The organism is Pseudomonas sp. CAM1A, from assembly GCF_047501685.1.
Lineage (GTDB): Bacteria > Pseudomonadota > Gammaproteobacteria > Pseudomonadales > Pseudomonadaceae > Aquipseudomonas.
The window spans coordinates 13126-30703 of sequence record NZ_JBFNXP010000021.1 but is presented as its reverse complement, the minus strand read 5'-3'; the positions used below and the strand labels follow the sequence as shown (position 1 = coordinate 30703).

At 63.9% G+C, this 17578-nt stretch carries 13 protein-coding genes; 8 read left to right on the top strand and 5 right to left on the bottom strand.

Annotated features, from left to right (window positions below; all coding sequences use genetic code 11):
- Nucleotides 1-287: 287 nt before the first annotated feature.
- The 4 genes from ABZO33_RS26130 to ABZO33_RS26115 all read right to left on the bottom strand — a co-directional run bounded on the left by ABZO33_RS26130 (nt 288) and on the right by ABZO33_RS26115 (nt 4145).
- A complete protein-coding gene (locus ABZO33_RS26130; protein ID WP_414538406.1) occupies nt 288-1616 on the bottom strand; it encodes an MFS transporter in 1329 nt (442 codons plus the stop codon).
- A 46-nt stretch (nt 1617-1662) separates the two neighbouring features.
- Entirely contained in the window at nt 1663-2856 is a 1194-nt protein-coding gene (gene lhgO / locus ABZO33_RS26125) for an L-2-hydroxyglutarate oxidase (protein WP_414538405.1), read from the bottom strand.
- Between the two features lie 102 nt (nt 2857-2958).
- Nucleotides 2959-3669 (bottom strand): FadR/GntR family transcriptional regulator, encoded by a 711-nt coding sequence (locus ABZO33_RS26120; RefSeq protein WP_414538404.1) that lies wholly within the window; start codon nt 3667-3669, stop codon nt 2959-2961.
- A 122-nt stretch (nt 3670-3791) separates the two neighbouring features.
- Complete coding sequence (locus ABZO33_RS26115; protein WP_414538403.1) at nt 3792-4145, bottom strand: hypothetical protein; 354 nt, start codon at nt 4143-4145, stop codon at nt 3792-3794.
- A 290-nt stretch (nt 4146-4435) separates the two neighbouring features.
- Here ABZO33_RS26115 and ABZO33_RS26110 point away from each other — a divergent pair, with 290 nt between their 5' ends.
- Nucleotides 4436-9301 carry an NAD-glutamate dehydrogenase gene (locus tag ABZO33_RS26110; RefSeq protein ID WP_414538402.1) on the top strand — a complete coding sequence of 1622 codons (4866 nt, stop codon included), beginning with the start codon at nt 4436-4438 and terminating at the stop codon, nt 9299-9301.
- Nucleotides 9302-9405: 104 nt separating this feature from the next.
- Here ABZO33_RS26110 and ABZO33_RS26105 read toward each other — a convergent pair whose 3' ends face one another.
- Nucleotides 9406-10224: a pyruvate, water dikinase regulatory protein gene (locus tag ABZO33_RS26105; protein ID WP_046854746.1), complete on the bottom strand. Its 819-nt coding sequence runs from the start codon at nt 10222-10224 to the stop codon at nt 9406-9408.
- Nucleotides 10225-10402: 178 nt separating this feature from the next.
- Here ABZO33_RS26105 and ppsA point away from each other — a divergent pair, with 178 nt between their 5' ends.
- From ppsA to sigX, 7 genes are all read left to right on the top strand, one after another.
- The gene (ppsA, locus tag ABZO33_RS26100; protein WP_414538401.1) at nt 10403-12778 is read left to right on the top strand and encodes a phosphoenolpyruvate synthase; all 2376 of its coding nucleotides are present in this window, start codon (nt 10403-10405) and stop codon (nt 12776-12778) included.
- 136 nt (nt 12779-12914) lie between these two features.
- Complete coding sequence (locus ABZO33_RS26095; protein ID WP_414538400.1) at nt 12915-13907, top strand: alpha/beta fold hydrolase; 993 nt, start codon at nt 12915-12917, stop codon at nt 13905-13907.
- Nucleotides 13908-14024: 117 nt separating this feature from the next.
- Nucleotides 14025-14516 (top strand): ribonuclease E activity regulator RraA, encoded by a 492-nt coding sequence (gene rraA / locus ABZO33_RS26090; protein ID WP_023630330.1) that lies wholly within the window; start codon nt 14025-14027, stop codon nt 14514-14516.
- A gap of 25 nt (nt 14517-14541) precedes the next feature.
- On the top strand, nt 14542-15537 hold the full coding sequence (locus tag ABZO33_RS26085) for a zinc transporter ZntB (protein WP_046854749.1): 996 nt from the start codon (nt 14542-14544) through the stop codon (nt 15535-15537).
- Nucleotides 15538-15705: 168 nt separating this feature from the next.
- Nucleotides 15706-15969: a hypothetical protein gene (locus tag ABZO33_RS26080; protein ID WP_038706516.1), complete on the top strand. Its 264-nt coding sequence runs from the start codon at nt 15706-15708 to the stop codon at nt 15967-15969.
- A gap of 2 nt (nt 15970-15971) precedes the next feature.
- Nucleotides 15972-16796: a mechanosensitive ion channel family protein gene (locus ABZO33_RS26075; protein WP_023632140.1), complete on the top strand. Its 825-nt coding sequence runs from the start codon at nt 15972-15974 to the stop codon at nt 16794-16796.
- 113 nt (nt 16797-16909) lie between these two features.
- Nucleotides 16910-17476 carry an RNA polymerase sigma factor SigX gene (sigX, locus tag ABZO33_RS26070; protein ID WP_046854750.1) on the top strand — a complete coding sequence of 189 codons (567 nt, stop codon included), beginning with the start codon at nt 16910-16912 and terminating at the stop codon, nt 17474-17476.
- Nucleotides 17477-17578: the final 102 nt, after the last annotated feature.

Below are 17578 nucleotides of genomic sequence, written 5' to 3'. Positions count from 1 at the left end.
ATCCGGCCCTCCGCTTCGCTCCGGGTTCCCTCACTCCGGCCTTGCTCCCGGGAGGACCGCGCTGAACGCCCCATCCTGGGGCGCAGCGCTTGACGGGCATCCATGCCCGTCACCTCCCTCCGCAAGACCTGCGTTCGGCCTCCTGAAGTCGCGAAGTTACGGGCGGCGCCTGAACTGACGCAGCTGTCGCTAGTGACTACGCAATTAATCTTGCGATCAAGATCAAGATCAAGATCAAGATCAAGATCAAGATCAAGATCAAGATCAAGATCGGATCATGGCTTTGTTTAGTTCTTCGCCTTCGAATGCCGCCAGCCTTGGTCAAAGAACGCAAACACCACCACCAACACCCCGGCCACCGCCAATATCATCGCCACGCCATCGGTGGAATGAGTCGCGGAACCGGCCACCAGCGCCAGCCCGCCCAACGGCGCCAGGCCACCTGCCACCGCGGTGCCAACCTCGCGCCCGGTACCGAACCCGGACGAGCGCGTCTGCGTGGGGAACTGCCGGCTGAGGAACGACCCCTGCGGAGCGAACATCATCGGCGCCAAAATCCCGGTGCCAATGGCAATGGCCACATAGATCAGCATCGGCTCGCCAGTCGACAGCAACTGCAGGAACGGATAGGCGAACAGCGCCGAGAGCACGCCACCGAGCATCAGCACGGTCTTGCTGCTCCACTTGTCGCACAGCCAGCCAAAGAACGGCACGGCGAAGATCGCCACCAGGCTGGCCAGGGTCACCGACAGCGAGGTGACATGTGCCTCGACGCCCTTGAACTGGGTCAGGTAGGCCAGCGAGAAGGTCTTGAAGATGTAGCTCAGGGCGTTGTAGCCCACGGCCACGAAGAACACCACGGCAAGGCCCTTGAGGTCGTTCCTGAACAGCAGCTTCAGCGGCGACACCTGCGGTTTGTCGTCGGCCTTGTCCAGCTCCTTGAAATCCGGGGTCTCCGGGATGCTCTTGCGCACCCACAGGCCCACCGCCACCAGCGCGATACTGGCGATGAACGGGATGCGCCAGCCGCCGGCCAGCAGGAATTCGTTGCCGTTCATGGTCAGCAGGTACACGGTCAGCGACGACAGCAGCAGGCCCAGGTTCAGCCCCAGCGCCGGCCAGGCACCCTGGCTGCCGCGCTTGCCTTCACTGGCGTGTTCGTAGGAGGTCACTGCCGCGCCGGACAGCTCGGCACCGGCGCCCAGGCCCTGGATGATGCGGATGATCACCAGCAGGATCGGCGCCCAGATGCCAATGGTCGCGTAGCCGGGGATCAGGCCGATCAGCATGGTGCACAGGCCCATCATGCAAAAGGTGATCACCAGCACATGCTTGCGCCCGAAACGGTCGCCCAGGTAGCCGAACAGCACGCCGCCGAAGGGGCGGGCGATGAAGCCGATGGCGAAGGTGGAGAACGCCAGCAGCGAGGCCACCGCCGGGTTGCTCGGGTCGAAGAAGATCTTCGAGAAGACGATCGCGGCCATGGTCGCGTAGAGGTAGAAGTCATACCACTCCAGCATCGAGCCGAAGATGGTCGCCGCCGCCACCTTGCGCAGGCGCTTGCGTTGCTGTTCGGGGGTTTCCGGCGCGGCCGGGGCCGTCTCGTATACCGACATCTGAGGTTTCCTTGTTGTCTTTGTAGTTGTGGATGCAGCAGGTGCTTCAGCGGGCCTCGAGGATCTTTTCGGCGATCATCTGGCCGATGGGGATGGCCGAGGTGGCGGCCGGTGACGGTGCGTTGCACACGTGCACCATGCGCGGCGTCTCGGCGAACAGGAAGTCGTGCACCAGGGTGCCGTCGCGCATCACCGCCTGGGCGCGGATGCCTGCCTCATAGGGCAGCAGATCCTCGACTTCGAGGGACGGGCAATACTTGCGGCACTGCTCCAGGTAGCCACGCTTGAACAGCGAGTTCTTCATCTCGGCGGTGCCGGAACCGAGGTTGTTCCAGATGGTTTTCCAAAAGCCGGGGAAGCGTGCGTACTCGGCGACATCGCGCCAGTTCACCGAGAACTTGCGGTAGTTCTCCCGGCCAAAGCCGAGCACCGCGTTGGGGCCGACGGTGACGCTGCCGTCGATCATCCGCGTCAGGTGCACGCCAAGGAACGGCAGCTCCGGATCGGGGATCGGGTAGATGAGGTGGTTGACGATCTGGTTCTTGCTCGCCGGCAAGCGGTAGTACTCGCCGCGGAAGGGGATGATCTGGTGGTCGATCTTCACCCCGGCCAGGCGCGCCAGGCGGTCGGACTGCAGGCCGGCGCAGGCCACCAGCTGGCGGGCGCGCCAGGTGTTGCCGTCGGTGCTGATCGCGACATGATCGGCGTGTTCCTGGATGGCGCGCACGGTGGTGGACAGGTGCAGTTCGCCGCCGGCCTGGCGGATCACCTTGGCCATGGCGTCGCACACCTGCTGGTAATCGACGATACCGGTGGCATCGAGGAACAACGCGCCCTTGCCGACGATGTTCGGCTCCCGTTCACGCAGGGCACCAGCATCCAGGCGCTCGACCTTCAGGCCGTTCTGTTGCGAGCGCTCGTACAGCGCCTGCATGCGCTGCACTTCCAGGTCGTTGGAGGCCACCAGCAGCTTGCCGCAGACCTCGAAGGCAATGCCGTGCTCGGTGCAGAAGTCCTTGGTGGCCTGGGCGCCGCGCTTGCACAGGTCGGCCTTGAGGCTGCCGGGCGCGTAGTAGATGCCGGCATGGATCACGCCGCTGTTGTGGCCGGTCTGGTGGCGGCCGAGGCTGGCTTCCTTTTCCAGAATCAGCAGGGAGGCGCCGGGGCGACGGGTGAGCAGGGCCATCGCGGTGGCGAGGCCGACGATGCCGCCGCCGATGATGCAGTAGTCGTAGGTCATGCAGGGTACCTTGGAATTCTTGTCGGTGAATCTGCTTATCAGGTTGTCAGACTAACTAGTGCGCGTAAAAGCCTCGCCAGGTCGCGATAGAGTTCTCCGGGGTCAGTCGAGGTCGGGGAGGTCGAGTTTCAGGCGCTTGGCCGAGGCACGCAGGTGGGCTTCGGCGCAGGCGGCGGCGGCATGGCGATCACCGTCGGCAATGGCCTGGTACAACGCCCGGTGTTCGCGCAGGGCATCGGCCGAGCCGCCCACCGCCGGGGTGGCGGAGTTTTCCCAGGCGGTGCGGCGTGCGGCGGCCAGCTGGCCACCGAGGAAATCGTGGAAGGCGACGAAGTAGTCGTTCTTGCCGGCGTCGGCGATGGCGCGGTGGAAGGCCACGTCGGCGGCCGAGGCAGTGGCGAAGTCGCTGCGTGGGTCTTCCATGGTGCCCAGGGCTGCGGCCATACGCTGCAGGTCGTCGGCGTCGCGGCGGCGGGCGGCGATGGCGGCGGCCTGGGTCTCGATCCACAGGCGCATCTCGAACATCTGCACCAGGTCCGGCTTGCGCCCGTTGCTGCCGGGGAAGCGGAACACCGTGCCGTTGGGGGTCTGCGAGATGTACGAACCGAGCCCACGGCGAGCGATCAGCACGCCGTCGGCCTTGAGCTGCGCCACGGCCTCGCGCACCACCGAGCGGCTGACATTGAGCTGTTCGGCCAGTTGCTGTTCGGTGGGCAGGCGCGACTCGGCAGCCAGGCGGCCGGCATCGATCTCGGCGCGGATGGCGCTGACGACGCGTTCAACGAGGGTGTCGGGGCGCTGGAGCTCTAGCATGGACGTACGGAGGCCTATTGGTCAGGTTGTCAGACAATGCCTGCTCGCGCCTTCGGCTGTCAATGGTGTTGTGCCTTCATCGCGGAAGCCTCAAGCCCCCGCGAGGAGGCCGAATGACCGGTCTAGACCTCGGACACGAACGTCCCGGTGCCGTCGAGGATGTTGCGCAAGGTCAGCGCCACTTCCTCCAGGTCGCTGCCCGGTGTGGTCAGGATGATCTCCAGTTCCTCGTCGCCCTTCAGCGCATCGCGATCCCCGGCCGCCACCTCGATCAGCAGGCGGGTGGCGCTCAAGGTCACCTTCAGCCCGTCCAGCGTCGACGGCTCGTCGTCCAGGGTCAGGTCGACGGTGTCCTCGTCCGGGTAGCGGGTCAGCAGGAACATCTGGCCCTTATCGCTGTGACAGCACAGGGTCGCCATGTTGTCTTCCTCGTCATCGCAGGGGGTGGCGAAGAGCAGGGCGGTTTTCAATTGCATGGCGCACTCGGATCAATGGAAATGAAAAGGAATTCTGACAGCCTTGCGCACACTGATAAACGTAAAGTTACCGCGCATTGACCGAAATTGTCGCAGCGCTGCAAGCCCAAGTGACCGTTCAGTCGTTAAGCTGCCCTGTCGATGGGTTCCCGTAAAGGCACAGCCACCTGGCAGTCGCTTTTGCAGGCACCCAACGCTTCTGTCTTGCCACGGGTTGGCTATGGTTGATCCGTACAAGGCGCATGTACGCGACGCTTCACCTATAACAAAGCCCAAGCGGAGTACCACAGATGGCGTTTTTCACCGCAGCCAGCAAAGCCGACTTCCAGCATCAACTGCAAGCGGCCCTGGCGCAGCACATCAACGAACAGTCCCTGCCACAAGTGGCACTGTTCGCTGAACAGTTCTTCGGCATCATCTCTCTGGACGAACTCACTCAGCGCAGGCTGTCGGACCTGGCCGGCTGCACGCTGTCCGCCTGGCGCATCATCGAGCGCTTCGACGCCGCGCACCCGCAGGTGCGGGTCTACAACCCCGATTACGAACGCCACGGCTGGCAGTCCACGCACACCGTGGTCGAGGTACTGCACCACGACCTGCCGTTTCTGGTCGACTCGGTACGCACCGAGCTCAACCGCCGCGGCTACAGCATCCACACCCTGCAGACCACCGTGCTCAGCGTGCGCCGCGGCGCCAAGGGCGAGCTGGTCGAGCTGCTGCCCAAGGGCACCCTGGGCGAGGGCGTCAGCCATGAATCGCTGATGTACCTGGAGATCGACCGCTGCTCCAATACCGCCGAGCTCAACACCCTGGCCATGGAGCTGGAGCAGGTGCTGGCCGAGGTGCGCGGCGTGGTCGCCGACTTCGAGCCGATGAAAGCCAAGATCCGCGAGCTGCTGGAACTGGTTGAGCAGAACGCCTTCGGCCCGGCGCAGAACGACAAGGCCGAGGTGAAGAGCTTCCTGTCGTGGCTGCTGGACAACCATTTCACCTTCCTCGGCTATGAGGAGTTCACCGTCGAATCCGACGCCGACGGCGGCCACCTGGTCTACGACGACGCCTCGTTCCTGGGCCTGGCTCGCCTGCTGCGTGCAGGCCTGGGCGCCGACGACCTGCGCATCGAGGACTACGCCGTCGCCTACCTGCGCGAACCGCGTCTGCTGTCGTTCGCCAAGGCTTCGCAGCCAAGCCGCGTGCACCGCCCGGCCTACCCGGACTACGTGTCGATCCGCCAGATCGACCAGGACGGCAAGGTCGTCAAGGAATGCCGCTTCATGGGCCTGTATACCTCGTCGGTGTACGGCGAGAGCGTGCACACCATCCCCTACATCCGCGGCAAGGTCGCCGAAGTCGAGCGCCGCTCGAACTTTGACCCGAAAGCCCACCTGGGCAAGGAGCTGGCCCAGGTCCTCGAGGTGCTGCCCCGCGACGACCTGTTCCAGACCCCGGTCGACGAGCTGCTCAGCACCGTCATGTCGATCGTGCAGATCCAGGAGCGCAACAAGATCCGCGTGTTCCTGCGCAAGGACCCGTACGGCCGCTTCTGCTACTGCCTGGCCTACGTGCCGCGCGAGATCTACTCCACCGAGGTGCGGCAGAAGATCCAACAGGTGCTGATGGAGCGCCTGAAGGCCACCGACTGTGAGTTCTGGACCTTCTTCTCCGAGTCGGTGCTGGCCCGCGTGCAACTGATCCTGCGGGTCGACCCGAAGAACCGCATCGAGATCGATCCCCAGCAACTGGAGAACGAAGTGATCCAGGCCTGCCGTTCGTGGCAGGACGACTTCTCGGCGCTGGTGGTGGAAAACTTCGGCGAAGCCCACGGCACCAATATCCTCGCCGACTTCCCGAAAGGCTTCCCGGCCGGCTACCGCGAGCGCTTCGCCGCGCATTCGGCGGTGGTCGACATGCAACATGTGCTCAACCTGTCCGAGGCCAAGCCGCTGGCCATGAGCTTCTACCAGCCGCTGACCCAGCTCGGTGAGCGCACGCTGCACTGCAAGCTCTACCACGCCGATACGCCGCTGGCACTGTCGGACGTGCTGCCGATCCTGGAAAACCTCGGCCTGCGCGTGCTCGGCGAGTTCCCTTACCGCCTGCGCCACGCCAGCGGCCGCGAGTTCTGGATTCACGACTTCGCCTTCACCTACAGCGAAGGCCTCAATCTCGACATTCAGCAGCTCAACGACACCTTCCAGGACGCCTTTGTCCATATCGTCAAGGGCGACGCCGAGAACGATGCGTTCAACCGCCTGGTGCTGACCGCCGGCCTGCCATGGCGCGACGTCGCGCTGCTGCGCGCCTACGCCCGCTACCTCAAGCAGATCCGCCTGGGCTTCGACCTGGGCTACATCGCCAGCACCCTGAACAACCACACCGATATCGCCCGCGAGCTGACCCGGTTGTTCAAGACCCGCTTCTACCTGGCGCGCAAGCTCACCAACGACGACCTCGACGACAAGCAGCAGCGCCTGGAGCAGGCGATCCTCACCGCCCTGGACGATGTCCAGGTGCTCAACGAGGACCGCATCCTGCGGCGCTACCTGGACCTGATCAAGGCGACCCTGCGCACCAACTTCTACCAGCCGGACGCCAACGGCCAGAACAAGTCGTACTTCAGCTTCAAGTTCAATCCCAAGCTGATCCCCGAATTGCCGAAACCGGTGCCGAAATTCGAGATCTTCGTCTATTCACCACGGGTCGAGGGCGTGCACCTGCGCTTCGGCAACGTCGCCCGCGGCGGCCTGCGCTGGTCGGACCGCGAGGAAGACTTCCGCACCGAAGTGCTCGGCCTGGTCAAGGCCCAGCAGGTGAAGAACTCGGTGATCGTGCCGGTCGGCGCCAAGGGCGGCTTCCTGCCGCGTCGCCTGCCGCTGGGCGGCAGCCGTGACGAGATCGCCGCCGAAGGCGTGGCGTGCTACCGCATCTTCATTTCCGGCCTGCTCGACATCACCGACAACCTCAAGGACGGTGGCGTGGTGCCGCCGGCCAACGTGGTACGCCACGATGACGACGATCCGTACCTGGTGGTGGCGGCCGACAAAGGCACCGCGACCTTCTCCGACATCGCCAACGGCATTGCCATCGACTACGGCTTCTGGCTGGGCGATGCGTTCGCCTCGGGCGGCTCGGCCGGCTACGACCACAAGAAGATGGGCATCACCGCCCGTGGCGCGTGGGTGGGCGTGCAGCGTCACTTCCGCGAGCGCGGCATCAACGTGCAGGAAGACCCGATCACCGTGGTCGGTGTCGGCGACATGGCCGGCGACGTGTTCGGCAACGGCCTGCTGATGTCCGACAAGCTGCAACTGGTGGCGGCGTTCAACCACCTGCACATCTTCATCGACCCGAACCCGGACCCGGCCACCAGCTTCGCCGAGCGCAAGCGCCTGTTCGACCTGCCGCGCTCGGCTTGGAGCGACTACGACACCGGCATCATGTCCGAAGGCGGCGGAATCTTCCCGCGTAGCGCCAAGAGCATCGCCATCAGCCCGCAGATGAAAGAGCGCTTTGCCATCGAGGCTGACCGCCTGACCCCGACCGAACTGCTGCATGCACTGCTGCAGGCGCCGGTGGACCTGCTGTGGAACGGCGGTATCGGTACTTACGTCAAGGCCAGCAGCGAAAGCCACGCCGATGTCGGCGACAAGGCCAACGACGCCCTGCGCGTCAACGGCAACGAGCTGCGCTGCAAGGTGGTGGGCGAGGGCGGCAACCTGGGCATGACCCAGCTCGGCCGTGTCGAGTTCGGCCTGAACGGCGGCGCCACCAACACCGACTTCATCGACAACGCCGGTGGCGTCGACTGCTCCGACCACGAGGTCAACATCAAGATCCTGCTCAACGAGGTTGTGCAGGGCGGCGACATGACCGAGAAGCAGCGCAACCAGCTGCTGGGCAGCATGACCGACGAAGTCGCCGGGCTGGTGCTTGGCAACAACTACAAGCAGACGCAAGCGCTGTCGCTGGCGGCCCGTCGTGCCCGCGAGCGCATCGCCGAGTACAAGCGCCTGATGGCCGACCTGGAGGCACGTGGCAAGCTGGACCGCGCCATCGAGTTCCTGCCCAGCGAGGAGCAGCTGGCCGAACGCCTGGCGGCGGGGCAGGGCCTGACCCGCGCCGAGCTGTCGGTACTGATCTCGTACAGCAAGATCGACCTCAAGGAGCAGCTGCTCAAGTCGCTGGTGCCGGACGACGACTACCTGACCCGCGACATGGAGACCGCGTTCCCGCCGTCGCTGGTCAGCAAGTTCGCCGACTCCATGCGCCGCCACCGCCTGAAGCGCGAGATCGTCAGCACCCAGATCGCCAACGACCTGGTCAACAACATGGGCATCACCTTCGTGCAGCGCCTGAAGGAGTCCACCGGCATGAGCCCGGCCAATGTGGCGGGCGCCTACGTGATCGTGCGCGACATCTTCCATCTGCCGCACTGGTTCCGCCAGATCGAGGCGCTGGACTACCAGGTCCCGGCCGAGATCCAGCTGACCCTGATGGACGAGCTGATGCGCCTGGGCCGTCGGGCCACCCGCTGGTTCCTGCGCAGCCGTCGCAACGAGCAGGACGCTGGTCGCGATGTTGCCCACTTCGGGCCGGTGCTCGCCCAGTTGGGGCTCAAGCTTGACGAACTGCTGGAAGGCCCGACCCGCGAGCGCTGGATGAACCGCTACCAGGGCTTTGTCGACGCCGGTGTGCCGGAGTTGCTGGCGCGCATGGTCGCCGGTACTACCCACCTGTACACCTTGTTGCCGATCATCGAGGCTTCGGACGTCACCGGGCACGATCCGGCACAGGTGGCCAAGGCGTTCTTCGCCGTGGGCAGCTCGCTGGACTTGACCTGGTACCTGCAGGAGATCAGCAACCTGCCGGTGGAGAACAACTGGCAGGCCCTGGCCCGCGAGGCGTTCCGCGACGATATCGACCTGCAGCAGCGGGCGATCACCATCTCCGTACTGCAGATGGCCGACGCGCCGCAAGACATGGACGCCCGCGTGGCCCTGTGGTGCGAGCAGCACCGGGTGATGGTCGAGCGCTGGCGCGCCATGCTCGACGACCTGCGCAACGCCACCGGCACCGACTATGCGATGTACGCGGTGGCCAACCGCGAGCTGGTCGACCTGGCGCTGAGCGGGCAGGCGGCGGTGATTCCGTCCTGAGCCTTGCGTTGAAGTGAAAAAAAGCCCCGGCAGTGATGCCGGGGCTTTTCATTTTGTGGCGTGTCATTTACGTGGGAACGGCGGTGCGCCGTTCCCACGGTGTACTACTTGAACCGCCGCTCCACCCCTTTCTCCACCAGGATCTTCGCCGAAATCTCTTCCACCGAGAAATGCGTGGAATTGATGTTGGGAATGTTCTCCCGACGGAACAGGTTCTCCACTTCGCGCACCTCGAATTCGCACTGGGCGAAGCTTGCGTAGCGGCTGTTGGGTTTGCGTTCGTGGCGGATCGCGGTCAGGCGGTCTGGGTCGATGGTCAGGCCGAACAGCTTGTTGTGGTGCTTCTTGAGCACCGCCGGCAGCTGCAGGCGTTCCATGTCGTCCTCGGTCAGCGGGTAGTTGGCGGCGCGGATGCCGAACTGCATGGCCATGTACAGGCAGGTCGGGGTCTTGCCGCAACGCGACACGCCCACCAGGATCAGGTCCGCCTTGTCGTAGTAGTGGGTCCGCGCGCCATCGTCGTTGTCCAGGGCGAAGTTGACCGCCTCGATGCGCTCCATGTAGTTGGAATTGCCACCGATCGAGTGGGACTTGCCCACGGAATACGACGAATGGGCGGTCAATTCCTGCTCGAGCGGGGATAAAAACGTCGAGAAGATGTCGATCATGAAGCCATTGGACGTGGCCATGACTTCACGGATGTCCTGGTTGACGATGGTGTCGAAAATGATCGGACGCACCCCGTCGCGCTCGGCCGCGGCGTTGATCTGCTGGACCATGGCCCGGGCCTTTTCCAGCGTGTCGATGTAGGGGCGCGTGAATTTATTGAACGGAATGCTCTCGAATTGTGCGAGCAGGCTCTGGCCCAGCGTTTCTGCAGTGATGCCGGTACCGTCGGAGATGAAGAACGCGGTTCGTTTCATTTGCACCTGGGGGCCTTAAGCTGCCGAAGATTTCTGGATATGATAGGTTCGGTTTGCCGAACGCGGTTGCACGGCATTCTCACTTATTTTCCAGGTCCAGGCCACAAGCGTCCGGCCCAGTCATTCAGGCAGGCGGGCGCCCTTGAGCTTTTCCAATACAGTTAGTGGAGAGATCACCTTGGTAGAGTACGTAGTTTCCCTCGATAAGCTCGGCGTCCATGATGTGGAGCATGTGGGGGGCAAGAACGCATCCCTGGGCGAGATGATCAGTAACCTCGCAGGTGCCGGTGTCTCGGTGCCGGGCGGCTTTGCCACTACGGCTCAGGCGTACCGCGATTTTCTCGAGCAAAGTGGCCTCAACGACCGCATCCATGCGGCGCTCGACGCGCTGGATGTCGACGATGTCAACGCCCTGGCCAAGACCGGCGCGCAGATCCGCCAGTGGGTGATGGAAGCCGAGTTCCCGGCCCGCCTCGATTCGGAAATCCGAACCGCTTTCGCCGAAATGTCCCAGGGCAACGACAACATGGCCGTGGCCGTGCGCTCCTCGGCCACCGCCGAAGATTTGCCGGACGCCTCCTTTGCCGGCCAGCAGGAGACCTTCCTCAACATCCGTGGCGTCGACAACGTGATCCGCGCGGCCAAGGAAGTGTTCGCCTCGCTGTTCAATGACCGGGCCATTTCCTACCGTGTGCACCAGGGCTTCGACCACAAGCTGGTCGCCCTGTCCGCCGGCGTGCAACGCATGGTCCGCTCCGAGACCGGTACCGCGGGCGTGATGTTCACCCTGGACACCGAGTCGGGCTTCCGCGACGTGGTATTCATCACCGGCGCCTATGGCCTGGGTGAAACCGTGGTGCAGGGTGCGGTCAACCCGGACGAATTCTACGTCCACAAGAACACCTTGCAGGCCGGTCGCCCGGCAATCCTGCGCCGTAACCTGGGCAGCAAGGCGATCAAGATGGTCTATGGCGACGAAGCCAAGGCCGGCCGTTCGGTCAAGACCGTCGAGGTCGACCGCGCCGAGCGTGCGCGCTTCTGCCTGAGCGACGACGAAGTCAACGAACTGGCCAAGCAGGCCATGATCATCGAACAGCACTACCAGCGCCCGATGGACATCGAGTGGGCCAAAGACGGTGACGACGGCAAGCTGTACATCGTCCAGGCCCGTCCCGAGACTGTGAAGAGCCGCGCCAGCGCCAATGTCATGGAGCGCTACCTGCTGAAAGAGAAGGGCACCGTACTGGTCGAAGGCCGTGCCATCGGCCAGCGCATCGGCGCCGGCAAGGTCCGCGTGATCAACGACGTGTCCGAGATGGACAAGGTCCAGCCAGGCGATGTGCTGGTCTCGGACATGACCGACCCTGACTGGGAACCGGTGATGAAGCGCGCCAGCGCCATCGTCACCAACCGTGGCGGGCGTACCTGCCATGCGGCGATCATCGCCCGTGAGCTGGGCATCCCGGCGGTCGTCGGCTGCGGTAACGCCACCCAGGTTCTGAAAGATGGCCAGGGCGTCACCGTCTCCTGCGCCGAAGGCGACACCGGCTTTATCTTCGAAGGTGAGCTGGGCTTCGACATCAAGCAGAACTCGGTCGATGCCATGCCGGATCTGCCGTTCAAGATCATGATGAACGTCGGCAACCCGGACCGTGCCTTCGACTTCGCCCAGTTGCCCAACGCCGGTGTCGGCCTGGCCCGCCTGGAGTTCATCATCAACCGCATGATCGGCGTGCACCCCAAGGCGCTGCTCAACTACGCCGGCCTGCCGCCGGAGTTGAAAGAGAGCGTCGACAAGCGCATTGCCGGCTACAACGACCCGGTCGGCTTCTATGTCGAGAAGCTGGTCGAAGGTATCAGCACCCTGGCTGCGGCCTTCTACCCGAAAAAGGTCATCGTGCGCCTGTCGGACTTCAAGTCCAACGAGTACGCCAACCTGATCGGCGGCAAGCTCTACGAGCCGGAAGAAGAGAACCCGATGCTGGGCTTCCGCGGTGCCTCGCGCTATATCAGCGAGTCGTTCCGTGACTGCTTCGAGCTCGAGTGCCGTGCGCTGAAGCGCGTGCGCAACGAGATGGGCCTGACCAACGTCGAGATCATGGTGCCGTTCGTGCGCACCCTGGGCGAGGCCAGCCAGGTCGTCGACCTGCTCGCCGAAAACGGCCTGGCCCGCGGCGACAACGGCCTGCGCGTGATCATGATGTGCGAGCTGCCGTCCAACGCCATTCTCGCCGAAGAGTTCCTCGAGTACTTCGACGGCTTCTCCATCGGCTCCAACGACCTGACCCAGCTCACCCTGGGCCTGGACCGCGACTCCGGCATCATCGCCCACCTGTTCGATGAGCGTAACCCGGCCGTGAAGAAGCTGCTGGCCAACGCCATCGCCGCGTGCAACAAGGCCGGCAAGTACATCGGCATCTGCGGCCAGGGCCCGTCGGACCACCCCGACCTGGCCAAGTGGCTGATGGAACAGGGTATCGAGAGCGTGTCGCTGAATCCGGACTCGGTGCTCGAGACCTGGTTCTTCCTGGCCGAGGGCCAGGGCGCGGCGTGATGCGCTGAAGGCAACACACTGTGGGAGCGGGCTTGCCCCGCGATAGCGCCAGATGGTACAGCAGTGTCTGTAGGTCTGGTTCAATCGCGGGGCAAGCCCGCTCCCACGTTCATATCCTCTGTTTGTTTGTGAACCCATGCAAAGCAGCAGCACCCAATTTCCCGTCGCGTTGCTCAGTGCCGAGCGCCGCGGCGACCTCAGCGAAGACGTCTACCGGATCAAGGCCGGCAACAGCCCGGATGCCAGCGTAGAGCTGGCCGTCACCCGCCTGGGCCTGGCCGATCAGGACCGCGTCCAGGGCACGCCGGTCATTCTCCTGCACGGCAGCTTCTCCAACCGGCGTTTCTGGTATTCGCCCAAGGGCATCGGCCTGGGCGCCTACCTGGCGCGCGCCGGTTTCGATGTGTGGATCCCGGAGATGCGCGGCCACGGCCTGTCGCCGCGCAACCGCGACTGGCGGCAGAACCGCGTGGCCGACTATGCGCGCTACGACCTGCCGGTGATCGGCGCCTTCGTGCATGAAAAAGCCGGGCAGGTACCGCGCTGGATCGGCCACTCGCTGGGCGGCACCACTCTCGCGGCTGCGCTGGGCAGCGGTTACCTGGACACCGGGCTGGTGGCCAGTGCGGCGCTGTTCGGCACCCAGGTCAGCCGGGTTTACTGGCCGTTGAAAGTGCCACCGGTGGAGTGGGGCGCGCGCATGCTGCTCAAGCGCTTTGCGCAGATTTCCGGTTCGCGCCTCAAGCGGGGCCCGGAAGACGAACCCATCGGCCTGGCCCTGGAGAGCCTGCGCTGGAATGGCCTGTTCGGTCGCTTCGGCGACAAGGAGAAGGACTGGTGGGCGGGGCTGGCCGAAGTCGAGGTGCCGCTGCTGGCGGTGGCTGGGGCCGGTGATTTCCAGGATCCGGTGTGGGCCTGCCGCAAACTGTTCGAGCAGTTTGGCGGTGATGCCAGGCAGTTCCTGCGCCTGGGGCGGGAGGAGGGCTTCGAGGCCTTCGGGCATGTCGACATGCTGGTCAGCAAGGCGGCGCAGGCCCAGGTGTGGCCGTTGGTGGAGCGCTGGCTGCGCGACCCCCTGGTAGCGGTGCATGCCTCGACGGTGGTGATGGAGCCTGTGGCTGCCAGTTGAAACATCGGCCGTTGCGGCGACGGTTCAACTGACTGCTCGGTCCCGGATGACTGCCGGCCCTTCCAAGGTGTAGCCTTGGCCGACACCCGCTTTCGTTGTGACTGACAGGAGTTTCCCATGCAGCATTACGTAACGCCCGACCTGTGCGACGCCTATCCGGACCTGGTCCAGGTGCTCGAACCCATGTTCAGCAACTTTGGCGGCCACGACTCGTTCGGCGGCCAGATCGTCACCATCAAGTGCTTCGAAGACAATTCCCTGGTCAAGGAGCAGGTCGAGCTCGACGGCAAGGGCAAGGTCCTGGTGGTCGATGGCGGCGGCTCGCTGCGCCGGGCGCTGCTGGGCGACATGCTCGCCGAGAAAGCCGCGAAGAATGGCTGGGAAGGCCTGCTGATCTACGGCTGCGTGCGTGACGTGGACGTGCTGGCGCAGACCGATGTCGGTATCCAGGCCCTGGCCAGCCACCCGATGAAGACCGACAAGCGCGGCATTGGCGACCTCAACGTCGCGGTGACCTTCGCCGGCGTGACCTTCCGCCCGGGCGAATACGTGTACGCCGACAACAACGGTGTGCTGGTCTCGCCAAGCCCGCTGAAGATGCCCGAGTGATTCGCCGCACACCCATGGAGCTTTGATGTTCGAGGAAGACAACGCGCAATGGGGTCTGGTGCATGCCCTGGTGCTCGATGGCAAGGGTGGTGCACGCTCGATCGCCCGCACCGAGCTGGACGACCTGCAGTTGCAGCCCCAGGAGAGCCTGTGGCTGCACTGGGACCGCAGCCATCCGCAGACCCGCACCTGGCTGCTGCACGACAGCGGTCTTAGCGAGTTCGCCTGCGACCTGTTGCTTGAGGAGAACACCCGCCCGCGCCTGTTGCAGATGGCCGGCGAGCAGATGCTGCTGTTCTTGCGCGGGGTCAACCTCAACCCGGGCGCCGAACCCGAGGACATGGTCTCGGTACGTATCTTCGCCGAGGCGCGGCGGGTCATTTCGCTGCGTTTGCGGCCGCTGCGCGCCAGCGACGAGGTGCTCCAGCAACTGGACGAGGGCAGGGGGCCGAAAACGGCCTCCGAACTGTTGTTGCTGATGGGTGAACTGCTGACCGAGAAGGTCCAGGCGCTGGTCAGCGACCTGTCCGAAGCGGTCGATCTGGAAGAGGAAAAGGCAGAATCCGACGAACGGTATTCTCCGGCCCAGGGCAGCCTGCAGCAGATCCGCCGTCGTGCTGCCGGCCTGCGCCGTTTCCTCGCCCCCCAGCGCGATATCTATGCCCAGCTTTCGCGCAATAAATGCAGCTGGTTCGCCGACGCCGACGGGGATTACTGGAACGAGCTGAACAACAGCCTGATTCGCTACCTCGAGGAGCTGGAACTGGCCCGCGAGCGAGCCGCCCTGGTGCTGGAAAGCGAGGATCGGCGCCGCAGCGAGCGGATGAACCGGACCATGTACCGGTTTGGCATCATCACCTGCATCTTCCTGCCCATGAGCTTTATCACCGGATTGCTTGGCATCAATGTCGGCGGTATTCCGGGCTCCGACAGCCCCTATGGATTCCTGTTCGCCAGCCTGATCGTGCTGGGGCTGGCGGTAGGGCAGTGGCTGTTGTTCCGGCGGTTGCGGTGGGTGTGATGTGTCTTGTCGCGGGGCAAGCCCGCTCCCACGGGCTCGCCGTGGTTTCGTGGGAGCGGGCTTGCCCCGCGATAGGCTCGCACACTCATTTTGAAACATTCGTCCCACATCCCTGTGTGACCCATAGCCCGGCACCCACGTCTTTGACTGACATTGCGCGAGGTGCCCATGCACGATCCGTTTGAAGAATCCCTGCGCGACCTGCTCAAGGCGTCGCCGTCCGGCCAGGACCGTGACGACGCCGCGTGCCTGGGTCGCGTGCTCAAGACCGCCAACCGCCAGGTTGGCGCGGGCGATCTGTTCAGCCTGCTTGGCCGCTGGAGCCAGGCGCTGCTGATCGCCGTGAACAATGGCTCGGCGCATGTCGCGCCGGTGCGCCGCAACTCTACCCGCAACCCTGCCGCAGGCAGCCCTGCAGATAAGGCCGATTGAATATGGAACTCGATCTCTGGACCCAGAGCCTGGTCACCGCCATGACTGCCCTTTGGACCAAGGTGGCGAACTTCATCCCCAACCTGTTCGGCGCGCTGGTCGTGGTGTTGCTCGGTTTCGTCGTGGCCAAGCTGCTCGACACCTTGCTGTCGAAGGTGCTGGCCAAGTTCGGCCTGGACCGCCTGATGAGCGGCACCGGCCTGACCAAGATGCTCGCCCGGATTGGTATCCAGGTACCGATTTCGACGTTGATCGGCAAGATCGTCTATTGGTTCGTGCTGTTGATCTTCCTGGTTTCGGCGGCTGAATCGCTGGGCCTGGAGCGGGTCTCGGCAACCCTGGACATGCTGGCGCTGTACCTGCCCAAGGTGTTCGGCGCGGCGCTGGTGATGCTGGCCGGCGTGCTGTTGGCGCAACTGGCCAACGGCCTTGTGCGCGGCGCCGCCGAGGGTATCGGCCTGGAGTACGCCGCTGGCGTCGGGCGTATCGTCCAGGGCCTGGTCATCATCATCAGTATTTCAGTGGCCATCAGCCAGCTGGAGGTCAAGACCGACCTGCTCAACCACGTGATCGTCATCGGGTTGATTACCGTTGGTCTGGCAATTGCCCTGGCGATGGGCCTGGGCAGCCGCGAAATCGCCGGGCAGATTCTGGCCGGCATCTATGTGCGTGAGCTCTATCAGGTCGGCCAGCACGTGCGCATTGGCGAGGTCGAAGGGCACATCGAGGAGATCGGCACGGTCAAGACGACCCTGCTGACCGATGATGGCGAATTGGTGTCGTTGTCTAATCGCGAACTGCTCGAGCAGCGCGTGAATAGCCGCTAACCGCACAAAAGCTGTTAATGTATGCCGCCGCAAAAATCGGCCCACGGGGCCGAGCGGCGACATTGACCTGACTGTCGGCCAGATCCGTTTTGAATAAAGTTCATTCGCCGCCCATGCGCTATGACCCCCGCGAGCTCACCGACGAGGAGTTGGTGGCGCGTTCGCATGAGGAGCTGTTTCATGTCACCCGCGCCTATGAGGAACTCATGCGGCGCTACCAGCGCACGCTGTTCAACGTCTGTGCGCGCTACCTGGGGAACGATCGGGATGCCGACGATGTCTGTCAGGAGGTGATGCTCAAGGTGCTCTACGGGTTGAAGAACTTCGAGGGCAAGTCCAAGTTCAAGACCTGGCTCTACAGCATCACCTACAACGAATGCATCACCCAGTACCGCAAGGAGCGTCGCAAACGCCGGCTGATGGATGCGCTGAGCCTGGACCCTGTCGAAGAGGCGTCCGAGGACAAGGCACCGAAGCCGGAAGAAAAAGGCGGGCTGGATAAATGGCTGGTACATGTGAACCCGATTGACCGGGAAATCCTGGTGCTGCGATTTGTCGCGGAGCTGGAATTCCAGGAGATCGCGGACATCATGCACATGGGCCTGAGCGCCACGAAAATGCGCTACAAGCGTGCGCTCGACAAGCTTAGAGAGAAATTTGCAGGCGTGGCTGAAACTTAGTGGCCTGCAAATACCTCTAACCAACCGGCAAGTTCTGCTAGACTTGCCGTCGAGTTGTCCCCCGGATGTTGGTGGGACTGCTTAACTATCACCAGATGGGGA